The sequence below is a fragment of the Rhizobium esperanzae genome, assembly GCF_014197615.1.
GTDB classification, from domain to species: Bacteria; Pseudomonadota; Alphaproteobacteria; order Rhizobiales; family Rhizobiaceae; genus Rhizobium; species Rhizobium esperanzae_A.
Map to the genome: position 1 here is coordinate 109,147 of NZ_JACIFY010000009.1, position 16,880 is coordinate 126,026.

Below are 16,880 nucleotides of genomic sequence, written 5' to 3' on the forward strand. Positions count from 1 at the left end.
AATGAAGGTTCTGATCGTCGAGGACGACCCGCTGCACCGCTCCTATCTGCACGAGGCTGTCAACGCCGCCTTGCCGGAATGCGACACGGTGATCGAGGCCGAGAACGGGACGGCCGGCGAAAAGCTCGCCCGCGACCACAAATCGGCGCATATCGTCATGGACCTGCAGATGGCGAACCGCAACGGCATCGAGGCGGCGCGCACCATCTGGAAGGAGCGGCCGGAGACCCGCATTCTGTTCTGGTCGAATTATTCCGACGAGGCCTATGTGCGCGGCGTCTCGCGCATCGTGCCGGATGGCGCGGCCTACGGCTATGTACTGAAATCCGCTTCCGACGAGCGGCTGAAGCTTGCGCTGCGCTCGATCTTCATCGAGAGCCAGTGCGTCATCGACCGCGAGGTGCGCGGCCTGCAGCAGAAGAGCCTCGGCCAGACGAACGGCTTTACCGATTCCGAATACGAGATCCTCGTCGATATCGCGCTTGGCCTCACCGACCGGGCGATCGCCAAACGCCGGGGCCTGTCGCTGCGCAGCGTGCAGAACCGCCTGCAGCAACTCTACGACAAGCTCGATGTCTACCAGAGCGCCGGCGACGACCACGAGGACGGCCGCTTCAATCTCCGCGCCCGCGCCGTTACCGTCGCCTTCCTGCGCAAGCTCCTGAACTACAGCGCTCTGGAGCGGGCCGAGGCGGAACTGCAGGAGTGGCTTGACGGAAAGTAGGAGCGCACACGCGTTCGGGCAAACGGGATATAGACGCCGGCAACATGCATTCGGCGCTGGCATGGCAGCGACCAAAAGCCAAACAACCAGGCGTCGGGCCGCTTCTGGATAGGGCTCTGCTATAGGTCCATCGGCCAGGTATCGGAGAGGCGGTAGCCGGCCTGGAAGGGGTCGGCGGGATCGACCATCAGCTGCTTGGTGCCGATCACCCAGGCTCGGCCCGAGATGATCGGGCTGATCCCGGCCTTGCCGTGGATGTCGACCTCGCTGTCGATGCTGCAATGAAATTCCGTGTCGATGAGCGAGGTGCCGACGAACTTGTCGCCCGCCTTCATCTGCCCCTTGGCATGAAGGACCGCCATGCGGGCGGAGCAACCCGTCCCGCATGGAGACCGATCGATCTTGCCCGGCCGGATGGCGACCGCGTTCCTGCCCCAGAGCACGCCGTCCTTCATCGTCAGGGGATCCGTGATCTGGCAGAAGGAAATGTGGTCCCAGTCGTTGGCAGGGTGCTTGAAGCCGAGCTGCTCATTGGCCGCCGCGGTAATCTTGACACCCATGCGGGCGATATCGCGCGCCTGATCGGGTTGCAGGCTGAGGCCGAGCGATGCGGCATCGACAAGAACGAAGCTGTCGCCGCCATAAGCCGTATCCACCGTGATGGTGCCGATACCCTCGACTTCAATCTTGGCATCGAGCTTGTCGGCAAATGACGGGACGTTCCTGACCCGGATCCGCTCGGCCTTGCCGTCACGGCATTCCGCCTCGACCTCGATCAGACCGCCCGGCGCCTCGAGAACCATGCGGGTGACCGGTTGCTGCATCGGGATGATGCCGGTGTCGAGCAGGACGGTCGACACGCACATCGAGTTCGAACCGGACATCGGCGGGGTATCGGCCGGCTCCATGACAATCCAGCCCATCTGCGCCCTTGGATTCTTCGGGGGAACCAGCAGGTTGACGTGCCTGAAGACGCCGCCGCGAGGCTCGTTCAGCACGAAATTGCGCAGCGTCTCATCCTCGGCGATCCAGCGGGATTGCTCCCAGACCGTGGCGCCCGGAGGCGGCGCGACGCCGCCGACAATCACATCGCCGACTTCGCCTTCCGCATGGCAACTCACGATATGGACGACCTTCGATGTGCGCATATGCTCCTCCTGCTGAGTGACCGCCTGCTGGTACGCTCAGGCACCCTTGATATAGAATATCGTATACGATTTTTGAAGATCAAGTCAAGCGCCCGACGAGATGACTCCTCTGATGTTCCATAAGATCGATTACGCCACATTTTATGTAGCCGGCTACATAAAGTTTCCGAATGCAACACGCATGACCAGCCGTCATTCCGTCACTTTCGCGCCGAGATGCTGAAACAGTGAGAGCGCATGCGGCGTCAGGTCGTGCTCGGCTCGAACGCATATCGAGAGCCGGCGCGTCGCCCATTCGTCCTGAAGGCGAAGAATGCCGATTTGTGTGAGCCGTTTGCATCGGCGCGCCGCTGCTTCCGGCACGATGCCGATGCCCACGCCTTCACCGGCCATGCGGCAAATCCCGTCGAAGCTGCGCAGTGCTATGCGGCTCTTGAGCTTGGCGCCAAGCTTAGACGCCTGAGCGTCGATATGATCCTGCAGGGCGCCTCCCGCGAGGGAAATGAAATGATGGTCGAGCAAATCGGCAAAGCGTATCTGCGGTCTTTTTGAAAGAGGATTATCACGCGCCGTCACCACGACCAGCCGGTCTATCGCGAAGGGTCGCAAGACGAGACCGCCGGTCTCAACCGCGCTCGACAATATGCCGAGCTCGGCGAAGCCGGCGACGACGCTCCTGGCAATCTCCGCACTTTGCCGTTCCCGAAGTTCGACATCGACTTGAGGATGTGCGGCCATCCACGGCGCGAGCCGCGCCGGCAAAATCTCGGTCACCGCGGCGGTGTTGGCCAGGATGCGCACGGTGGCGCGCACTCCCCTTGCGAATTGACCGATCTCGCCACGCATCCGAGCTATCTGATGCAGGATGGTCCGAGCGTGGTGAGCAAGCGCTTCGCCGGCTTCCGTCGGCGTTATGCCCCGCCGGCCTCTCTCCAGCAACACAACCTCTCCAGCCAATTCCATGTCTCGCAGTCTCTCGCTCGCGGCCGCAAGGGAGAGGCCGGCATCCGAAGCCCCGTGGGTGATACTGCCGGCATCCACCACGGCGAGAAACAGGCGCAGATCGGTCAGGTCGAAACGCATTCGGCGAGGATATCCAACTGCCAGCCTTCGGTCCAGCCGAAGTCAGCCGCCGTTCCTTCCGCATTGTCGACCTGTGGGCGGCTGGTATTCGAAAAGCATGTCGAACCTGTCCATATGCGTAATCGTCACCGTCACCTTCTTCGCCGCCGGTATCGTCAAGGGCGTTACCGGAATGGGCCTGCCCACCGTGGCGATGGGCGTGCTCGGCTCTCTCCTCTCGCCGCTGGCCGCAGCAAGCTTGCTGATCGTTCCGTCCTTCGTCACCAATCTATGGCAGCTCTTCGCCGGCCCGAGCTTTGGCCCGCTGCTGTTGAGGTTCTGGCCGATGATGGTGGCGATCGTCGTTGCGACGGTGTTGGGATCTTCATTGATCACAAGCGACAACACCGTTCTCACAACGGCCGCGCTCGGAGGCGCGCTCGCCCTCTATTCGCTCTACACGCTTTTGGCGCGTCAACTGAGCATTCCAAAGAAGGTCGAACCCTTGATGTCGCCGATCATTGGAGCGCTGACGGGCCTGATCACGGGCGGGACCGGCGTATTTGTCATTCCAGCGGTGCCCTACCTTCAGGCGCTCGGCCTTTCGAAGGATGACCTGGTTCAAGCATTGGGATTGTCATTCACCATTTCGACCATGGCCCTTGCGGCAGGCATCGGCGCGCAGGGTGCGTTACAACTGGAACAGACGGCATTCTCCATTCTTGCCGTCGTCCCGGCGCTTGTCGGGATGTGGGCGGGTCAACGCCTGCGCGATCGCATCAGTCCAATAGCCTTTCGCCGCGGGTTTCTCGTGTTTTTGTTCCTGCTCGGCGCAGAAATGGCCCTCAGACCGCTCTTCTAGAGCGGTTCCGGTTTTCATGGAGCGGCGATCGGCCCGCTATTCAAAGAGGATGATGCTTGCCGGCGTTGGCGGCATCGGTTTGACCGTGACGCCGGCAAGGCCGGCCAGTCTTGCCATCTCCGTCAGCTCACCTTGCGTATAAGCCTGACCCGCCGGCGTGCTGGCCAGCATCTCCCAGGAGAAGGCCGCGGGAAAAGGCGGCGACACGCCATCTTCGTTCGGCACGAAATCGACCGCGACGATCCGCCCCTCCGGCGCAAGGCTGGCGATGATCTTTCGCAACAGTTCAGCACATGTCGGCAGATCGAAGTGGTGCAGAAAATTCGGAAGCAGGACGAGATCGTAACCCGTACCCCAATCCACGTCGAAGGCGCTGCCGGCGATCGTCCGGTACCGGTCGGCCACACCGGCTTTTGCCGCATTCTGTCTCGACAGTTCCAACACGGCGGCCCAGTCGACGGCGACGATCTCCGCCGATAGAAAGGCCTTCGCAATTTCGATCCCGAACATGCCGGGACCTGCCGCGATGTCCAAAACCTTTTTGGCAGGCCTCGGCCAGCTGGAGATTTCGCCGGCCAGTATTTTTGCGCTGAGACCGGTAAAGGAGCCCATGCCGCGCGCAAACTTCAACCAGACGGGGTTGTCTGCCGACATGTTCGCAAGCCCCGCCGAACCGCCGTTTCGCACGGCGGCGGCCGGATCGCGCAGAAAATTATCCAGGATTTCAGGTGCGGCGACGAACTCGACGGCAGAACCCATATAGGCCGGCGAATTGCGATCGAGGAACATTCTGGTCGAAGGCGTCATTCGGTACTGGCCGCTCTCCTTTGTCAGGAAACCATGGACCACGAGGTAATCGCACAGGATGCGCACCCCACGCTCCGATGCGCTTGTTGCCGACGCCAGCAGTTCCGCCGTTTTGCCCTCGGCGATATGCGTAAAAATATCAAGTTCGATGGCCGCCCTCATCGCCGCGGTCTTTCGGCATGCAAAGAGTGCATCGACCACGAGTTCCGGCGACACGACGCCGGTATGGGCGTCCTCGACAATTGTTTCCATGGGTTCCCCGAGCTCTCGACCGATCTTGCCCGGCAGCGCCGGCCGCAGGAATTATGCGTACATTGGCATATTCTACAATACGCACTGCGCTAACCCTATCGGGTGTTCCCGCTCAATGGCCGAGCTGTCCTGCCGGCCGCTCCCGCCCGCATGACGTGGTGGCGGTGCATGTCTTTGAGCCCGGAGTCCGTCTTTTCTAGCGCACCTCAAATTCCGGATCGGACGGAACCTGCATGGCAAGGGCAAGATGGTTTGTCTGCGCGGCAAGGCCGATGATCGTCAGAAGTTCGCCATGTTGGGCATCCGTCATCCCGCGGGCCCGGGCGGCTGCGGTATGGGATTGAATGCAATATTGGCAGGCATTGGCCGTCGATACCGCGATGTAGATCATCTCACGCGTCAGCGGATCGATTGCGCCTTCGACCGTCATGACCGATTTCAGCGTTTCCCATACCCGCTTGAGATTTGCGGGATCGTTTGCCAGGGCGCGCCAGAAATTGTTGATGAGATCGGTCTTGCGCGTCGCCCTGATGTCGTCGAACACGGCTTGAACGGCCGGAATGGCGGCGGCCTCTTGGTCCGACAGGAGTTTGACTGTTGCCATTGAAAGTTCCTTTCCCAGGCGCCGCGGCACGGGCGCAAGCGCGATCTTTTCTTCATTTGCTCTGCCGGTCAAACTGCCCGGCGATCCGGCAGATTGAGGTGGACAAGATAGGAAGAAGAACAGCGACCGCCAGACCCCTCGCCCGGTGAAGGAAACATCAGGTGGTTGAAATATCGAAGGCGGCTGTTTCAGGAAAACAGGCAAAATTAGAAAAATTTCTCTATAGATTTTATAGACTATTTTGTTTTATGGCCCTGTCGATTTCGGCGATATCAACAGGAGATTTCCATGAGCAATCCAGTTCTCGTCAATCAGATCATTCCCGAGTCCGATGTCGTGCCGCTGACCGGCCGCGTCGGTGCCGAAATCAGAGGGGTCCGTCTTGGCGGAGATCTTTCGGACGCACAGGTGGCCGCGATCAACCAGCTTCTGCTGAAACACAAGGTCATCTTCTTCCGCGATCAGGGGCATCTCGACGATTTGGAACAGGAATCCTTCGCGCGCCGCCTGGGCGACCTTGTACCACACCCCACCCAGGGCCCGGCGGCGGGAACGGCTTCCATCCTCAACCTCGATTCCAGCCGCGGTGGCGGCAGAGCGGACCAGTGGCACACCGACGTCACTTTCGTCGACGCCTACCCCAAATTCTCCGTCCTGCGCGGCGTCGTTATTCCGGCGGCCGGCGGGGACACGATCTGGTCCAACACCCATGCCGCCTACGAAAGTCTGCCGGCGTCGCTCAAAGCGCTGGCGGACAATCTGTGGGCCATTCACAGCAACGCCTATGACTACGCCGCCGTGCGCCCGCGCGCCACCGCCGAAGAGAAGAAGCATTTCGAGGAGGTCTTCACCTCGACGGTCTACGAGACCGAACATCCGGTCGTGCGCGTCCATCCGGAAACCGGCGAAAGATCGCTGCTGCTCGGCAATTTCGTTCAGCGCCTGGTCGGACTGTCGAAGAGCGACTCCGCCAAACTTTACGAGGTGTTCCAATCCTATGTCACCGCTCCGGAAAATACGGTGCGCTGGCGCTGGAAAGCCGGGGATGTGGCGATCTGGGACAATCGTGCGACCCAGCACTATGCCGTCAACGACTATGGCGATCAGCATCGGGTCGTGCGCCGCGCGACGGTCGACGGCGACGTGCCCGTGAGCATCGACGGTCGCCGCAGCATAACCCATGTCAAGGCTGCCAAGCCGAAAGCAAAGGCCGCCTGAGTTCTGTCAAGCGGATGTCGTCCGGCGCTGATCCTACCAGAGCTTCATGTGCCGGTTGACATCCTTGTAGAGCAGATAGCGGAAGCGGCCGGGGCCGCCGGCGTAGCAGGCTTGCGGGCAGAAGGCGCGCAGCCACATGAAGTCGCCGGCCTCGACCTCGACCCAATCCTGGTTCAGGCGATAGACAGCCTTGCCTTCCAGCACATAGAGGCCGTGCTCCATGACATGGGTTTCCATGAACGGGATCACCGCGCCCGGCTCCAGGGTCACGATATTGACGTGCATATCGTAGCGCACATCGGCCGGGTCGATGAAGCGGGTCGTGCCCCAGCGTCCATCGGTGTCGGGCATGGCGCGGATCGGATGCTCGTCCTCATGGGTGACGATCGCCGGCGGCGGCTCCAGCCCCTCGACCTCCTGAAACGCTTTCCTGACCCAGTGGAAGATCGCCGCGGTCGAGCCATCGTTCTTCAGGCGCCAGGCAGAACCCGCCGGAATATAGACGAAGGAACCGGCGCGCAACGCATGGCTGACGCCTTCGAGCTCCACCGTCATGCCGCCTTCGACGACGAACAATACGGCTTCGGCCCGCTTGTCGGGCTCCGGCCGATCGCTGCCGCCGCCCGGCTGAACCTCCATGATATATTGCGAGAAGGTCTCGGAGAAACCGGAAAGCGGCCGTGAGAGAACCCATGCGCGCGTTCCCGTCCAATGCGGAAGGAGGCTCGTGACGATATCGCTCATGACACCGCGGGGGATGACCGCGTAAGCCGTGGTGAAAACGGCTCGGCCGGAAAGCAGCTGGGTCTGCGGCGGCAGGCCGCCGAGTGTCGAAAAATACTCTGTCTTGTTCATCGGTGCGGCTTTCCAAGCATTTGGCTATGCATCTGCTTTATGCGCCGATAGTCTTTTAGGCAACTCCCAATGGCCAAGTCAGACCTGGCGATCGGCCATCACCAGATGACCTGGCCCGACTTCGCGATACGATGTGGCCGGAGGCTGATAGTCGACCGGGCGCATCGGGCTCTTGATCTCGTCATTCGCCACCATCCGCTTCTCGTGGCGGCGATCAGGATCAGGCACGGGCACGGCTGAAATCAACTTCTTCGTATAGGGATGCTGCGGATTTTCGAAGACGGCGGCGCGCGGTCCGATCTCGACGATCTCGCCAAGATACATCACCGCCACCCGGTGGCTGACGCGTTCGACCACCGCCATGTCGTGAGAGATGAACAGGAAGGCGAGGTTGAGGCTCTGCTGCAGGTCGAGCATCAGGTTGATGACCTGCGCCTTGATCGACACGTCGAGCGCCGACACGCTTTCATCGGCGACGATGACCTTCGGCTGCAGGGCAAGCGCGCGGGCAATGCAGACGCGCTGGCGCTGGCCGCCGGAAAATTCATGCGGGTAGCGCGCCGCCATATCCGGGGACAGACCGACCTTCGCGAGCAGGTCGGCGACGACCTCCCTTGCCTGTTTCGCATTGCCCATCCGGTGTTCGAGATAGGGCTCGGCGATTGCAGCCCCCACCGTCATGCGCGGATTGAGGCTGGCGAAGGGATCCTGGAAAATCATCTGCACGGATTTGCGCATCTCGCGCAGTTCCTTCCTGTCGAGGTCGAGCACCTCCCTGCCCTCGACGAGAACGGAACCCGCCTGCGGCTCGATCAGACGCATAATGGCGCGCCCTGTCGTCGATTTGCCGCAGCCGGATTCGCCGACGAGCGACAGTGTCTCGCCGGCATGAAGATCGAAGGAGACGTTTTCGACCGCGTGCACCCGGCTGGTCAGCCGATTGAACAGGCCGGAATGAATGTCGAAACGTTTGGTGAGGTTCTTCACCTCAAGCACCGGCTTTGCCGCGACCGTATCGGCGGCCTCGGTGGGAACGTCCGATTCCCCAGTCGTCGTGTTGACCACGGGAAACCGCAGCGGCCTTGGCCGGCCCTGCATCGAGCCGAGCACAGGTACGGCCGACAGCAGCGCTCTCGTATAGGGATGTCTGCCGCGGTGGAAGATATCGGCAGTAGGCCCGCTCTCCACCTGTTCGCCGCGATACATCACCACCGTCCTGTCGGCGATCTCGGCGACGACACCCATGTCATGGGTGATGAAGAGAACCGAGGTCCCCTCCTCTTCCTGCAGCATCTTGATGAGATCGAGGATCTGGCCCTGGATCGTCACATCCAGCGCCGTCGTCGGCTCGTCCGCGATCAAGAGTTTCGGCCGGCTGGCGAGCGCCATGGCAATCATCACCCGCTGGCGCATGCCGCCGGAAAAACGATGCGGATATTCGTCGAAACGCGAGGCGGCCGAAGGGATACGGACTTTTTCCAGCAGTCGGATCGTCTCGGCCCTGGCATCGGCCCTGCTCATCTCGGAATGGCAGAGCAGCGCTTCGGAAATCTGATCGCCGATGGTGAAGAGCGGATTGAGCGATGTCATCGGCTCCTGGAAGATCATCGCCACCTCATTGCCGCGCACCTGCCGCATGGCATGTTCCGGCAAGGCCAGGAGGTCGCGCCCGCCGAGCATGACGCGGCCCTCGATGCGGCTGGTGTCGGCCTGCAGCAGCCGCATGATCGACAGAGAGGTGACGCTCTTGCCGGAGCCGGATTCACCGACGATCGCCACGGTTTCGGCGGGGGCGACGGTGAAGGAGACGTCGCGGACCACCGGTCTCCAGGCGCCGTCGACCAGGAAGGACGTCGTCAGCCCCTCGACGGAAAGAATGGCGGTGACTGCCTCGATCGATCGTGCCTGGACGCTGCCCATCTCGGTTCCTCCTCCGGCTCAATCCGGCCAGCGCAGCAGCCCGTCGAAACGGTGCCGGCTGCGGTTTTCGATCGGCGTGGCGATGATCTCGTTGGAGGCGCGCGCCTTGTCGAGTTCCTCAGCGAGGCGGTTTGCGACGATGACGTCCTGGCCCGGATGCAGGTTGCACGGGTCGAGATAGAAATAGCGGTGCTCCACCTCGTGATCGCGCACGATGATCGGCGGGCTGCCCTTGGCAAGCGCATCGGCCAGATCCCAGGCGGTGATATGGGCCCCTTCGGCATCGACGATGAGCCGCAGCCGATCGAGCGGATTGTTGGTGGGATCGGGCTCGATCAGCGCGGTGACGCCGGGCCGGCCGTCGAGTGTCTTTTTCCAGAGGTTGAGAGAGCCGGTCTCACGTTCGCGGATGCCGGCATGGTCACGGCGCTCCCAGGCTTCGAGTGCGGCCATGACGCCGAAAATGCTCTCCTTGCCGACCTTCATGCCGCGGCCGATGCCCATGTTCTGCAGGAAGGCATGGCGCACGAGCTCTTTCCTGCCGGCGACGATGCCCGAGGTCGGGCCGCCGAGGAATTTGTGGCCGGAATAGAGCGCGATATCGGCCCCCTGCTCCAGGAAAATCCTGAGATCATATTCCGAGGCCGCATCGACGATAACAGGCACGCCCCTGGCATGCGCGATCTCGACGAACTCCTTGAGGTTCAAGAGGCCGTAATCGACGACATGGTGGGAGACGACGTAGACGGCGGCGGCCGTCTTGTCGGTGATCGCATGCTCCATGTGGAAGCGGTGCGTCGAGGTCGCCTGTCCAACCAGCACGACCTTGCCGCCGGCAAGCCGGATTGCCTGATCGACCGGTGCGCCGTAGCTCACCACATGGCCCATCTGCACCAGCACCTCGTTTTTGTCAGGCACGGCATCCGGCAGCTTCTCGATCGCCAGCAGATTGTCGCCGGTGATGGCGCCGGCGACGGCGAGCGAAATGCCGGCCGAGCAGGAGGCGGTGACGAAACCGGCCTCGCCGCCGGTCAGCCGGGCGATGACCGCACTTGCCTTGCGCTGCAGGTCGTTGATCTCGACGAAGTGCGGCAGGATCGATGCCATCGCCTCGATCGCCTCCGGCACGACGATCGAGGCGCCGAGGCTGGTCATCGTGCCCGAAACGTTGATGACGGGGCGAAGGCCGAGCGATGGTCTCATATCAGTGGACATGAACTTCTCCAGAATTCCGGGTCGGGGAGCGGCGCATGGGGGAACGCTCCTCCAAATATGAAAACTTTCGTCAGCCGTGCAAGGCGACGATCGCCTCGATTTCGACGGTGATGTTGCCGGGCAGCGAGCCGAAGCCGACGGCCGAGCGGGCATGTTCGCCGGCCGGCCCGAAGACTTCAATGAAGAGATCCGAGCAGCCGTTGATGACGCTCGGATGATCCTCGAAATCGGGCACGGCATTGACCATGCCGAGCAGCTTGACCACCCGCCTGACGCGGGAGAGATCGCCCAGCGCCTCATGCATGACGGCAAGCAGATTGATACCGGTCAGCCGGGCGTGGCCATAGGCCGCCTCGACACCGACGCCGCCGCCGACCTTGCCGGCATGCAGCAAACCGTCGGCCTCGCGCGGCCCCTGGCCGGAGAGATAGAGCATGTTGCCCTCCAGCACATGCGTCACGAAATTGGCGATCGGCGGCGGCGGCGGCGGCAGGGTTATGCCGAGCGCGGCAAGCCGTTTGTAAGGCGAGCTCTCGACCTTGCCGGCGGCGGTGGGAAACTGGTTCACGCAAACTCCTGTCATGCAATTTTCGATTTGGCGAATTTGGGAGCCGACCGAGAGGCCGGCGGATTAAAGATCCTTGCGAAGTCTTGGATCGAGCATGTCCCTGAGGCCATCGCCGACCATCTGCAGCGACAGCACCGAGAGAATGATCGCGACGCCGGGAAAGAGCGTCATCCAGTCGGCCTGACCGATATATTGCCGGCCGGCGGCGATCATCGTTCCCCAGGTCGGAATCTCAGGGCTGACGCCGAGACCGAGGAAAGACAGGCCGGCTTCGGCAAGCATGGCGCTGGCAAAGAGGAAAGTGGCCTGCACCAGGATCGGCGACAGCAGATTGCGCAGCACATGCCGCGTCATGATGTGGAAGGTCGAAATCCCAAGCGCCCTCGCCGCCTCGACATAGGGCAGCTCGCGAATGACCAGCGTCGAGGCGCGGACGATGCGGGCAAGGCGCGGCGCATAAACGATCGACAGCGCAATGATGACTGTCGTCAGCGACGGACCGAGGGCAGCGACCAGCGCGATCGCCAGCAGAATATCCGGGAATGCCATCATCGCATCGATCAGCCGGGCGATCGGCGTATCGAGCTTCTGGAAAAAGCCGGCGAGCAGGCCGAGCGTCACGCCGATCACCGCCGACAGGGCGACGACGGCGGCGCCGACCAGCAGCGACAGGCGGCCGGCAAAGATCGTACGCGAGAAGACGTCGCGGCCGAATTCGTCCGTGCCGAAGAAGAAGATTTCGCTCGGCGGTTTCAGCCGGTTGACGATGGAAAGTTTGGACGGCGAATACGGCGCGACCACGGGCGCGAAGGCTGCCAGCAGCACGAAGACCGTCAGGATCAGCAGGCCGAAGGCGACCGTCTTGCGCTTCAGCAGGCGGCGGACGAATTTGCTGCTTTCGCTCTCGGCGGATTTGATTGCGATATCGGCCATCAGTAGCGCACCCTTGGATCGACCAGCAGATAGAGCATGTCGATCGCAAAATTGATCAGCACGTAGAGTGCAGCGATGACGAGCAGCGCCCCCTGGATGACGGGATAGTCGCGGCGCAGCACCGCCGAGACGACGAGATTGCCGACACCCGGCAGGCCGAAGACGGTCTCGGTGACGACGGCCCCTGAAATCAGCACCGCCGCCGTCAGGCCGAGCACCGTCAGGATCGGGATCAGCGCATTCTTCAGCGCGTGCTTGAGGATGACCCGGCGCTCGACCAGCCCCTTGGCGCGCGCCGTGCGGATATAATCGTCGCCGAGCACGTCGAGCATCGAGGCGCGGGTGAAGCGCAGGATCAGTGCCGATGAGACGATGCCGAGCGCGAAAGCCGGCAGCGTCAGGTGATACATGCGCTCGAGAAAACTCGAGCCGGGACCACCATAACCGGAGACCGGGAAGAGATTGAGCCGGACGGCAAAGAACTGCATCAGGATGAGGCCGAGCCAGAAGCTCGGAATGCTGGCGGCAAACATGGCAAGCGTCGTTGCCGCCTGGTCGACGAAGGAGCCGCGCCGATAGGCGGCATAGATGCCGATCGGCAAAGCGATGATGCTGGCGATGAGAAGCGAAAATAGCGTCAGGAAGAAGGTCGGTTCGGCGCGATCGATGAGCGCCGAGGTGACCGGCATGTTGAGGAAAATCGACTGGCCGAGATCGCCCTTCAGCAACTGGCCGATATAATAGACATATTGCAGGCCGAGCGACTGATCGAGGCCGAGCCGGCTTCTGAGATCGGCAATATCCTGCGGCGTCGCGTCCGGCCCGAGCATCACGGCAGCCGGATCTCCCGGCGTCACGCGCACGATGACGAAGACGATCGTGACGACAAGAAACATCACGACGATCATGCCGAACAGGCGCTGGAGAATGTAGCGGATCATGAATGCCGGCCTTCAAGCCTTTGCAGATGTGTTGGAAAAGACGACCGGCACCGGTCACGAAGACCGGCGCCGGCGGCGGTGCTTACTTCTTGATCGAAGCGTTCCAGAAATACGGCCACGGAGCCGGATCGACGCCTTCGAGCTTGACCGACTTTGCCGAAACGGCGTTGAAATCGCCGATCTTCATGAAGGGCGCGTCTGCATAGACGGCCTTCTGGACATCGGCCCAAAGCGCCACGCGCTTCTTCGGGTCGACCTCGGAGGTGAAGGCATCGACGGCGGCCTTGCGGGCCGGCGTATCCCACCAGCCCGGCGAACTGGTCGAGAGCGAACCGATGAGGGCCGGCTCCGGCAGGAAGGGGCTGTGGGTGATGTAGATATCCCAGAGCTTCGGATCGGTGCGGCGCTGCGTCAGCGTCGCCCAGTCCACCACCTGCATATCGACGGTGAAGCCGGCAAGCTTCAGATATTCGGCGGCGACCTGCGCCATCTTGTAGTGAAACTCGTATTGGCGGCTGGTCAGGATGCGGATCGGCTCACCATTATAACCGGCCTTCTTGGCGGCAGCCGCCGCCCCTTCCGGATCGGCGACATTATAGGCGCCCTCGACGCCGGCATCCGTCGACCAGGAGAAGGTCTTCGGATAGATCGCGCCATCGAGCGCATAAAAATCCTTGCTGCCGAAGGCGGCCGCCAACATGTCTTCCATGCTCAGCGCCTGGCGGATCGCCTTGCGGATCTCGACATTCCCAGCAACACCTTCCTTCGTGTTAAAGACGAAGACCGGGTAGCCGAAGGGCTTGAGGATGACCGGCTGCGAGGCTGTCGACGCCTTCAGCTTGTCGTAGGATTCGACGGCGATCGAATCGACGTAATCATACTGGCCTGAGACGGCGGCTTCGACGCGGGTATTCGGGTCCGGCACCGGCACGAAGCGGATCTCGTCGAGATATTGATGGCGGGCGCCACCATAACCGTTGCTGTCGCCTTCGCGGGATTTGTAACCGTCGAAACGGACGAGCTGGATATACTGGTCGGCCTTGCGCTCCTTCAGCATATAGGGACCGGTGCCGATGAACTCCTTCATCGGCTCGTCCTGTTTTTCGGCTGGAATGATGATCGCCGCCGAATTGTTGAAGGCAAGCAGCGAGGTCAGCGGCGCATAGGGCTGCTTCAGCGTAATGGTGACGGTCGCCGGGTCGGTGGCGGTGATCTTGTCGATAAAGCCGGCCACCTGCTTGCCGCGCGAGGCAATCTTCATCCAGCGGCCAAGCGAGGCAACGACATCTTCCGAGGTCATGTCTGTATTGTCGTGGAACTTGATGCCGGTCCGGAGCTTGATCGTATAGGTTTTGCCATCGGCGCTGATCTCGGGCAGGCTTTCGGCCAGAAGCGGCGTGACGTTCCAGCTCTTGTCGAAGGTGTAGAGCGTTTCGAAAATATGCTGGGTGACGATGCCGACAAGATCGGCTGTCGACGACATCGGATCGAGTGTCGGCGGCTCGCCGATCGTCGCGACATTGATGACGCCGCCCTTTTCCTGGGCAAGCAGGGTGGAAGGCAAAGCGACGAGCGCGGTGCCGAGCAGGAATGCGACCAGTGTTTTCATGTGATGGCTCCCGTTTAGTTCCATTATTATGCAATTCATCTTTTTGTAACAGAATAAGAACTGGATCGATCCTGTCAAGCGCGGGCGATGGAATATGCAGCCGCGGATAGCGCGACGACGAAAAAACACCATCGTCGGCTGCGGCTGGCTGCGCCGCGCGAAAGCGGCATGATATCCCAACGTCAGGTGATCACCTTGCAGTCAGGCTTCAACGGAACGGGAGAACGGGATGAGCATCGATTTCAACACAGGAAAATGGCTGAACGAGCCGGCCAACTGGCGCGCAGATGAAACCGGCCTGACGCTAACGACCGACGAGAAAACCGATTTCTGGCGCGAAACCCATTACGGCTTCACCCGCGACAACGGTCATTTCCTCGCTTTTCCCACCGGCGACAGCTTCACCGCCGAGATCCGCGTCCAGGGCGAATTCCGCACCCTCTACGACCAGGCCGGGCTGATGGTGCGCCTCGACGAAAAACGCTGGGTGAAGTCAGGCGTCGAATTCACCGACGGCGAAGCCTTCCTCAGCACCGTCGTCACCGACGGCAGATCCGACTGGTCGGTGTCGCAGCCCTTCAAGGAACTCAAGGATTTCCACATCCGCGTCACTGTTGCAAACGGCGCCATGCGCATCCAGGCCTCCCGCGACGGCCGCCGCTGGCCGCTGCTGCGGCTAGCGCCCTTGCCGACGGCAGAGCACTACGAGGTCGGGCCGACTGCCTGCACGCCGGAGCGCAGTGGGTTGAGTGTGCGGTTTTCGGAGTTTTCGATCGGGCCGGCGATTACGACCGGGCTGCATGATTTGAGTTGAGAAGTTTCCATCTTCTATAGGACAGACTCTAATTCATTTTGGAGGAAATTCGCAGTGGCAGGTCAAGATGACCCGCCACTGCGAATTTCCTCCAGAATTGATTAGAGTCCGGCCCATCGAAGGGCCGACAATGAAGAATCAGAGATTCACGGAAGAGAAAATTATTATGGCGCTGGCGCCGATATTCTGCTGACGGCCGCAGATCGAAATGAACCCGCCGCCGGAACAGATTTTTAGTTGCTCCTCAAACTTGATCTTGGGACGTACGGCTTTGCGATGCCCGCTGTCACAAGCCTCGCTCCTCGAAGTGATCTGACATTTTCTCCAGATATTCTCGACATTTATTCAAATCCGGGTAGTAGTCCGCCGTAAATCTTACTTCCCCCCGGTCACTGACCACTAAAGCACATTTTCGCAGACTAGCTTGTGGCGGTATCTGAATATCGGGATTCCTGAAGAACATCCAAGCGCGGCGAACATTAAGGCATTCGTCAAGAATCGGAGGCTCGCCAATTGCAAGGAAATCGTGCCAATGTTGACGGCCGGCTTCCTTTGCAAGCTCTCTGATTTCCTCAAAAGCGAGCTCCGTTTCGTCCATTATCGATACCCCGGGATAACCGTCAAATTAGGTTGCAATTCTACTACGCTTCCAAGTTGGGGATCAATGTAGCGAACAGTCCCGCTTCGGTTGACGCCCACAATTACGTGTTCGACAGCACCAGTTTGCTGGATGCGAACCACGGCGATCGCGCCGTCTCCTTCCGACAAAAGTCTTGTAGTCACATTTGCAGGGCTCGTGGATTTGCTGAAGCCAAACGGCGCGGATGAATTGAGATCATTGGGGACACCATAGCCTGAAGAAGGGTCGGCTACCGCATTAGGGTTACGCCCGGTCAGGCGATCAACGGTGGCATTCACGCACGAAACACAATTCGTATTTACCCCCGGCCCGGCACCCTCGACATAGTGAGGATTTACGCCCGCGAGTTCTGGAAACTCTTCTTCCATTGATCGAGCGCTGCCGTAAATGTCATCTGCAGCGCTACCACAGCGATCTCCGGAACAATTTCCGGCGGTTTCGCCGTCCGTATTTGTGGCGCGGCCTGGTCCGCCGCGTCCGACCCCGAGCGCCCCGTAGGCCGCCTCAAGCGCAACCTGACTTCCAAAATATAACATCCCCCCATTTCGCTTGCAGCTATCGCCGGGGTTGCTTTCGCAATAAGCAGCGGTGAAGTAGGCATAGTCGATATCCGTCTTTAGCTGGCTTTGCCCGAAAAGGTCGATCTGCTGATAGGCGGTCGCAAGCTCAGCAGCCTGCCTGGAGTAATTAAGCAACTCGACGTAATCG

17 protein-coding genes are annotated in these 16,880 nt (G+C 61.1%); 4 read left to right on the forward strand and 13 right to left on the reverse strand.

Annotated elements, in window-relative coordinates; translation table 11 throughout:
* The first annotated feature begins 1 nt into the window (after window position 1).
* Window positions 2–724, forward strand: coding sequence for a response regulator transcription factor (locus GGD57_RS13960; protein WP_049735793.1), 723 nt, complete (start codon window positions 2–4; stop codon window positions 722–724).
* Window positions 725–843: 119 nt separating this feature from the next.
* Here GGD57_RS13960 and GGD57_RS13965 read toward each other — a convergent pair whose 3' ends face one another.
* On the reverse strand, window positions 844–1,872 hold the full coding sequence (locus tag GGD57_RS13965; protein ID WP_184470616.1) for a trans-3-hydroxy-L-proline dehydratase: 1,029 nt from the start codon (window positions 1,870–1,872) through the stop codon (window positions 844–846).
* 192 nt (window positions 1,873–2,064) lie between these two features.
* The gene (locus GGD57_RS13970) at window positions 2,065–2,955 is read right to left on the reverse strand and encodes a LysR family transcriptional regulator (RefSeq protein ID WP_184470618.1); all 891 of its coding nucleotides are present in this window, start codon (window positions 2,953–2,955) and stop codon (window positions 2,065–2,067) included.
* Between the two features lie 97 nt (window positions 2,956–3,052).
* Between GGD57_RS13970 and GGD57_RS13975 the strand changes: the two genes are divergently transcribed.
* Complete coding sequence (locus GGD57_RS13975) at window positions 3,053–3,796, forward strand: sulfite exporter TauE/SafE family protein (protein WP_184470620.1); 744 nt, start codon at window positions 3,053–3,055, stop codon at window positions 3,794–3,796.
* A gap of 36 nt (window positions 3,797–3,832) precedes the next feature.
* Here GGD57_RS13975 and GGD57_RS13980 read toward each other — a convergent pair whose 3' ends face one another.
* Together GGD57_RS13980 and GGD57_RS13985 are read right to left on the reverse strand one after the other, a co-directional pair.
* Window positions 3,833–4,855 carry a class I SAM-dependent methyltransferase gene (locus tag GGD57_RS13980; protein WP_184470622.1) on the reverse strand — a complete coding sequence of 341 codons (1,023 nt, stop codon included), beginning with the start codon at window positions 4,853–4,855 and terminating at the stop codon, window positions 3,833–3,835.
* Between the two features lie 196 nt (window positions 4,856–5,051).
* Window positions 5,052–5,459 carry a carboxymuconolactone decarboxylase family protein gene (locus GGD57_RS13985; protein WP_184470624.1) on the reverse strand — a complete coding sequence of 136 codons (408 nt, stop codon included), beginning with the start codon at window positions 5,457–5,459 and terminating at the stop codon, window positions 5,052–5,054.
* A gap of 288 nt (window positions 5,460–5,747) precedes the next feature.
* On the opposite strand from GGD57_RS13985, the gene GGD57_RS13990 reads away from it, so the two are divergent.
* Window positions 5,748–6,677, forward strand: coding sequence for a TauD/TfdA dioxygenase family protein (locus tag GGD57_RS13990; RefSeq protein WP_184470627.1), 930 nt, complete (start codon window positions 5,748–5,750; stop codon window positions 6,675–6,677).
* A gap of 33 nt (window positions 6,678–6,710) precedes the next feature.
* On the opposite strand, the gene GGD57_RS13995 is transcribed toward GGD57_RS13990, so the two are convergent.
* From GGD57_RS13995 to GGD57_RS14025, 7 genes are all read right to left on the reverse strand, one after another.
* Complete coding sequence (locus GGD57_RS13995; RefSeq protein ID WP_184470629.1) at window positions 6,711–7,532, reverse strand: bifunctional allantoicase/(S)-ureidoglycine aminohydrolase; 822 nt, start codon at window positions 7,530–7,532, stop codon at window positions 6,711–6,713.
* A 78-nt stretch (window positions 7,533–7,610) separates the two neighbouring features.
* The gene (locus GGD57_RS14000; RefSeq protein ID WP_184470631.1) at window positions 7,611–9,452 is read right to left on the reverse strand and encodes an ABC transporter ATP-binding protein; all 1,842 of its coding nucleotides are present in this window, start codon (window positions 9,450–9,452) and stop codon (window positions 7,611–7,613) included.
* An 18-nt stretch (window positions 9,453–9,470) separates the two neighbouring features.
* A complete protein-coding gene (locus GGD57_RS14005) occupies window positions 9,471–10,667 on the reverse strand; it encodes an aminotransferase class V-fold PLP-dependent enzyme (RefSeq protein WP_184470633.1) in 1,197 nt (398 codons plus the stop codon).
* 70 nt (window positions 10,668–10,737) lie between these two features.
* Window positions 10,738–11,250 carry a RidA family protein gene (locus GGD57_RS14010; RefSeq protein WP_184470635.1) on the reverse strand — a complete coding sequence of 171 codons (513 nt, stop codon included), beginning with the start codon at window positions 11,248–11,250 and terminating at the stop codon, window positions 10,738–10,740.
* 48 nt (window positions 11,251–11,298) lie between these two features.
* Window positions 11,299–12,168, reverse strand: coding sequence for an ABC transporter permease (locus GGD57_RS14015; protein ID WP_184470637.1), 870 nt, complete (start codon window positions 12,166–12,168; stop codon window positions 11,299–11,301).
* The gene (locus GGD57_RS14020) at window positions 12,168–13,109 is read right to left on the reverse strand and encodes an ABC transporter permease (RefSeq protein ID WP_184470639.1); all 942 of its coding nucleotides are present in this window, start codon (window positions 13,107–13,109) and stop codon (window positions 12,168–12,170) included. The genes GGD57_RS14015 and GGD57_RS14020 overlap by 1 nt, the downstream gene beginning before the upstream one ends.
* Window positions 13,110–13,191: 82 nt before the next feature.
* Window positions 13,192–14,718, reverse strand: coding sequence for an ABC transporter substrate-binding protein (locus GGD57_RS14025; protein ID WP_184470641.1), 1,527 nt, complete (start codon window positions 14,716–14,718; stop codon window positions 13,192–13,194).
* Between the two features lie 229 nt (window positions 14,719–14,947).
* Between GGD57_RS14025 and GGD57_RS14030 the strand changes: the two genes are divergently transcribed.
* A complete protein-coding gene (locus GGD57_RS14030) occupies window positions 14,948–15,532 on the forward strand; it encodes a DUF1349 domain-containing protein (protein ID WP_184470642.1) in 585 nt (194 codons plus the stop codon).
* 286 nt (window positions 15,533–15,818) lie between these two features.
* Here GGD57_RS14030 and GGD57_RS14035 read toward each other — a convergent pair whose 3' ends face one another.
* Together GGD57_RS14035 and GGD57_RS29215 are read right to left on the reverse strand one after the other, a co-directional pair.
* A complete protein-coding gene (locus GGD57_RS14035; RefSeq protein ID WP_184470644.1) occupies window positions 15,819–16,130 on the reverse strand; it encodes a hypothetical protein in 312 nt (103 codons plus the stop codon).
* Window positions 16,130–16,708, reverse strand: a complete 579-nt coding sequence (locus GGD57_RS29215; RefSeq protein ID WP_348645978.1) for a toxin glutamine deamidase domain-containing protein — start codon at window positions 16,706–16,708, stop codon at window positions 16,130–16,132. The genes GGD57_RS14035 and GGD57_RS29215 overlap by 1 nt, the downstream gene beginning before the upstream one ends.
* Window positions 16,709–16,880 lie beyond the last annotated feature (172 nt).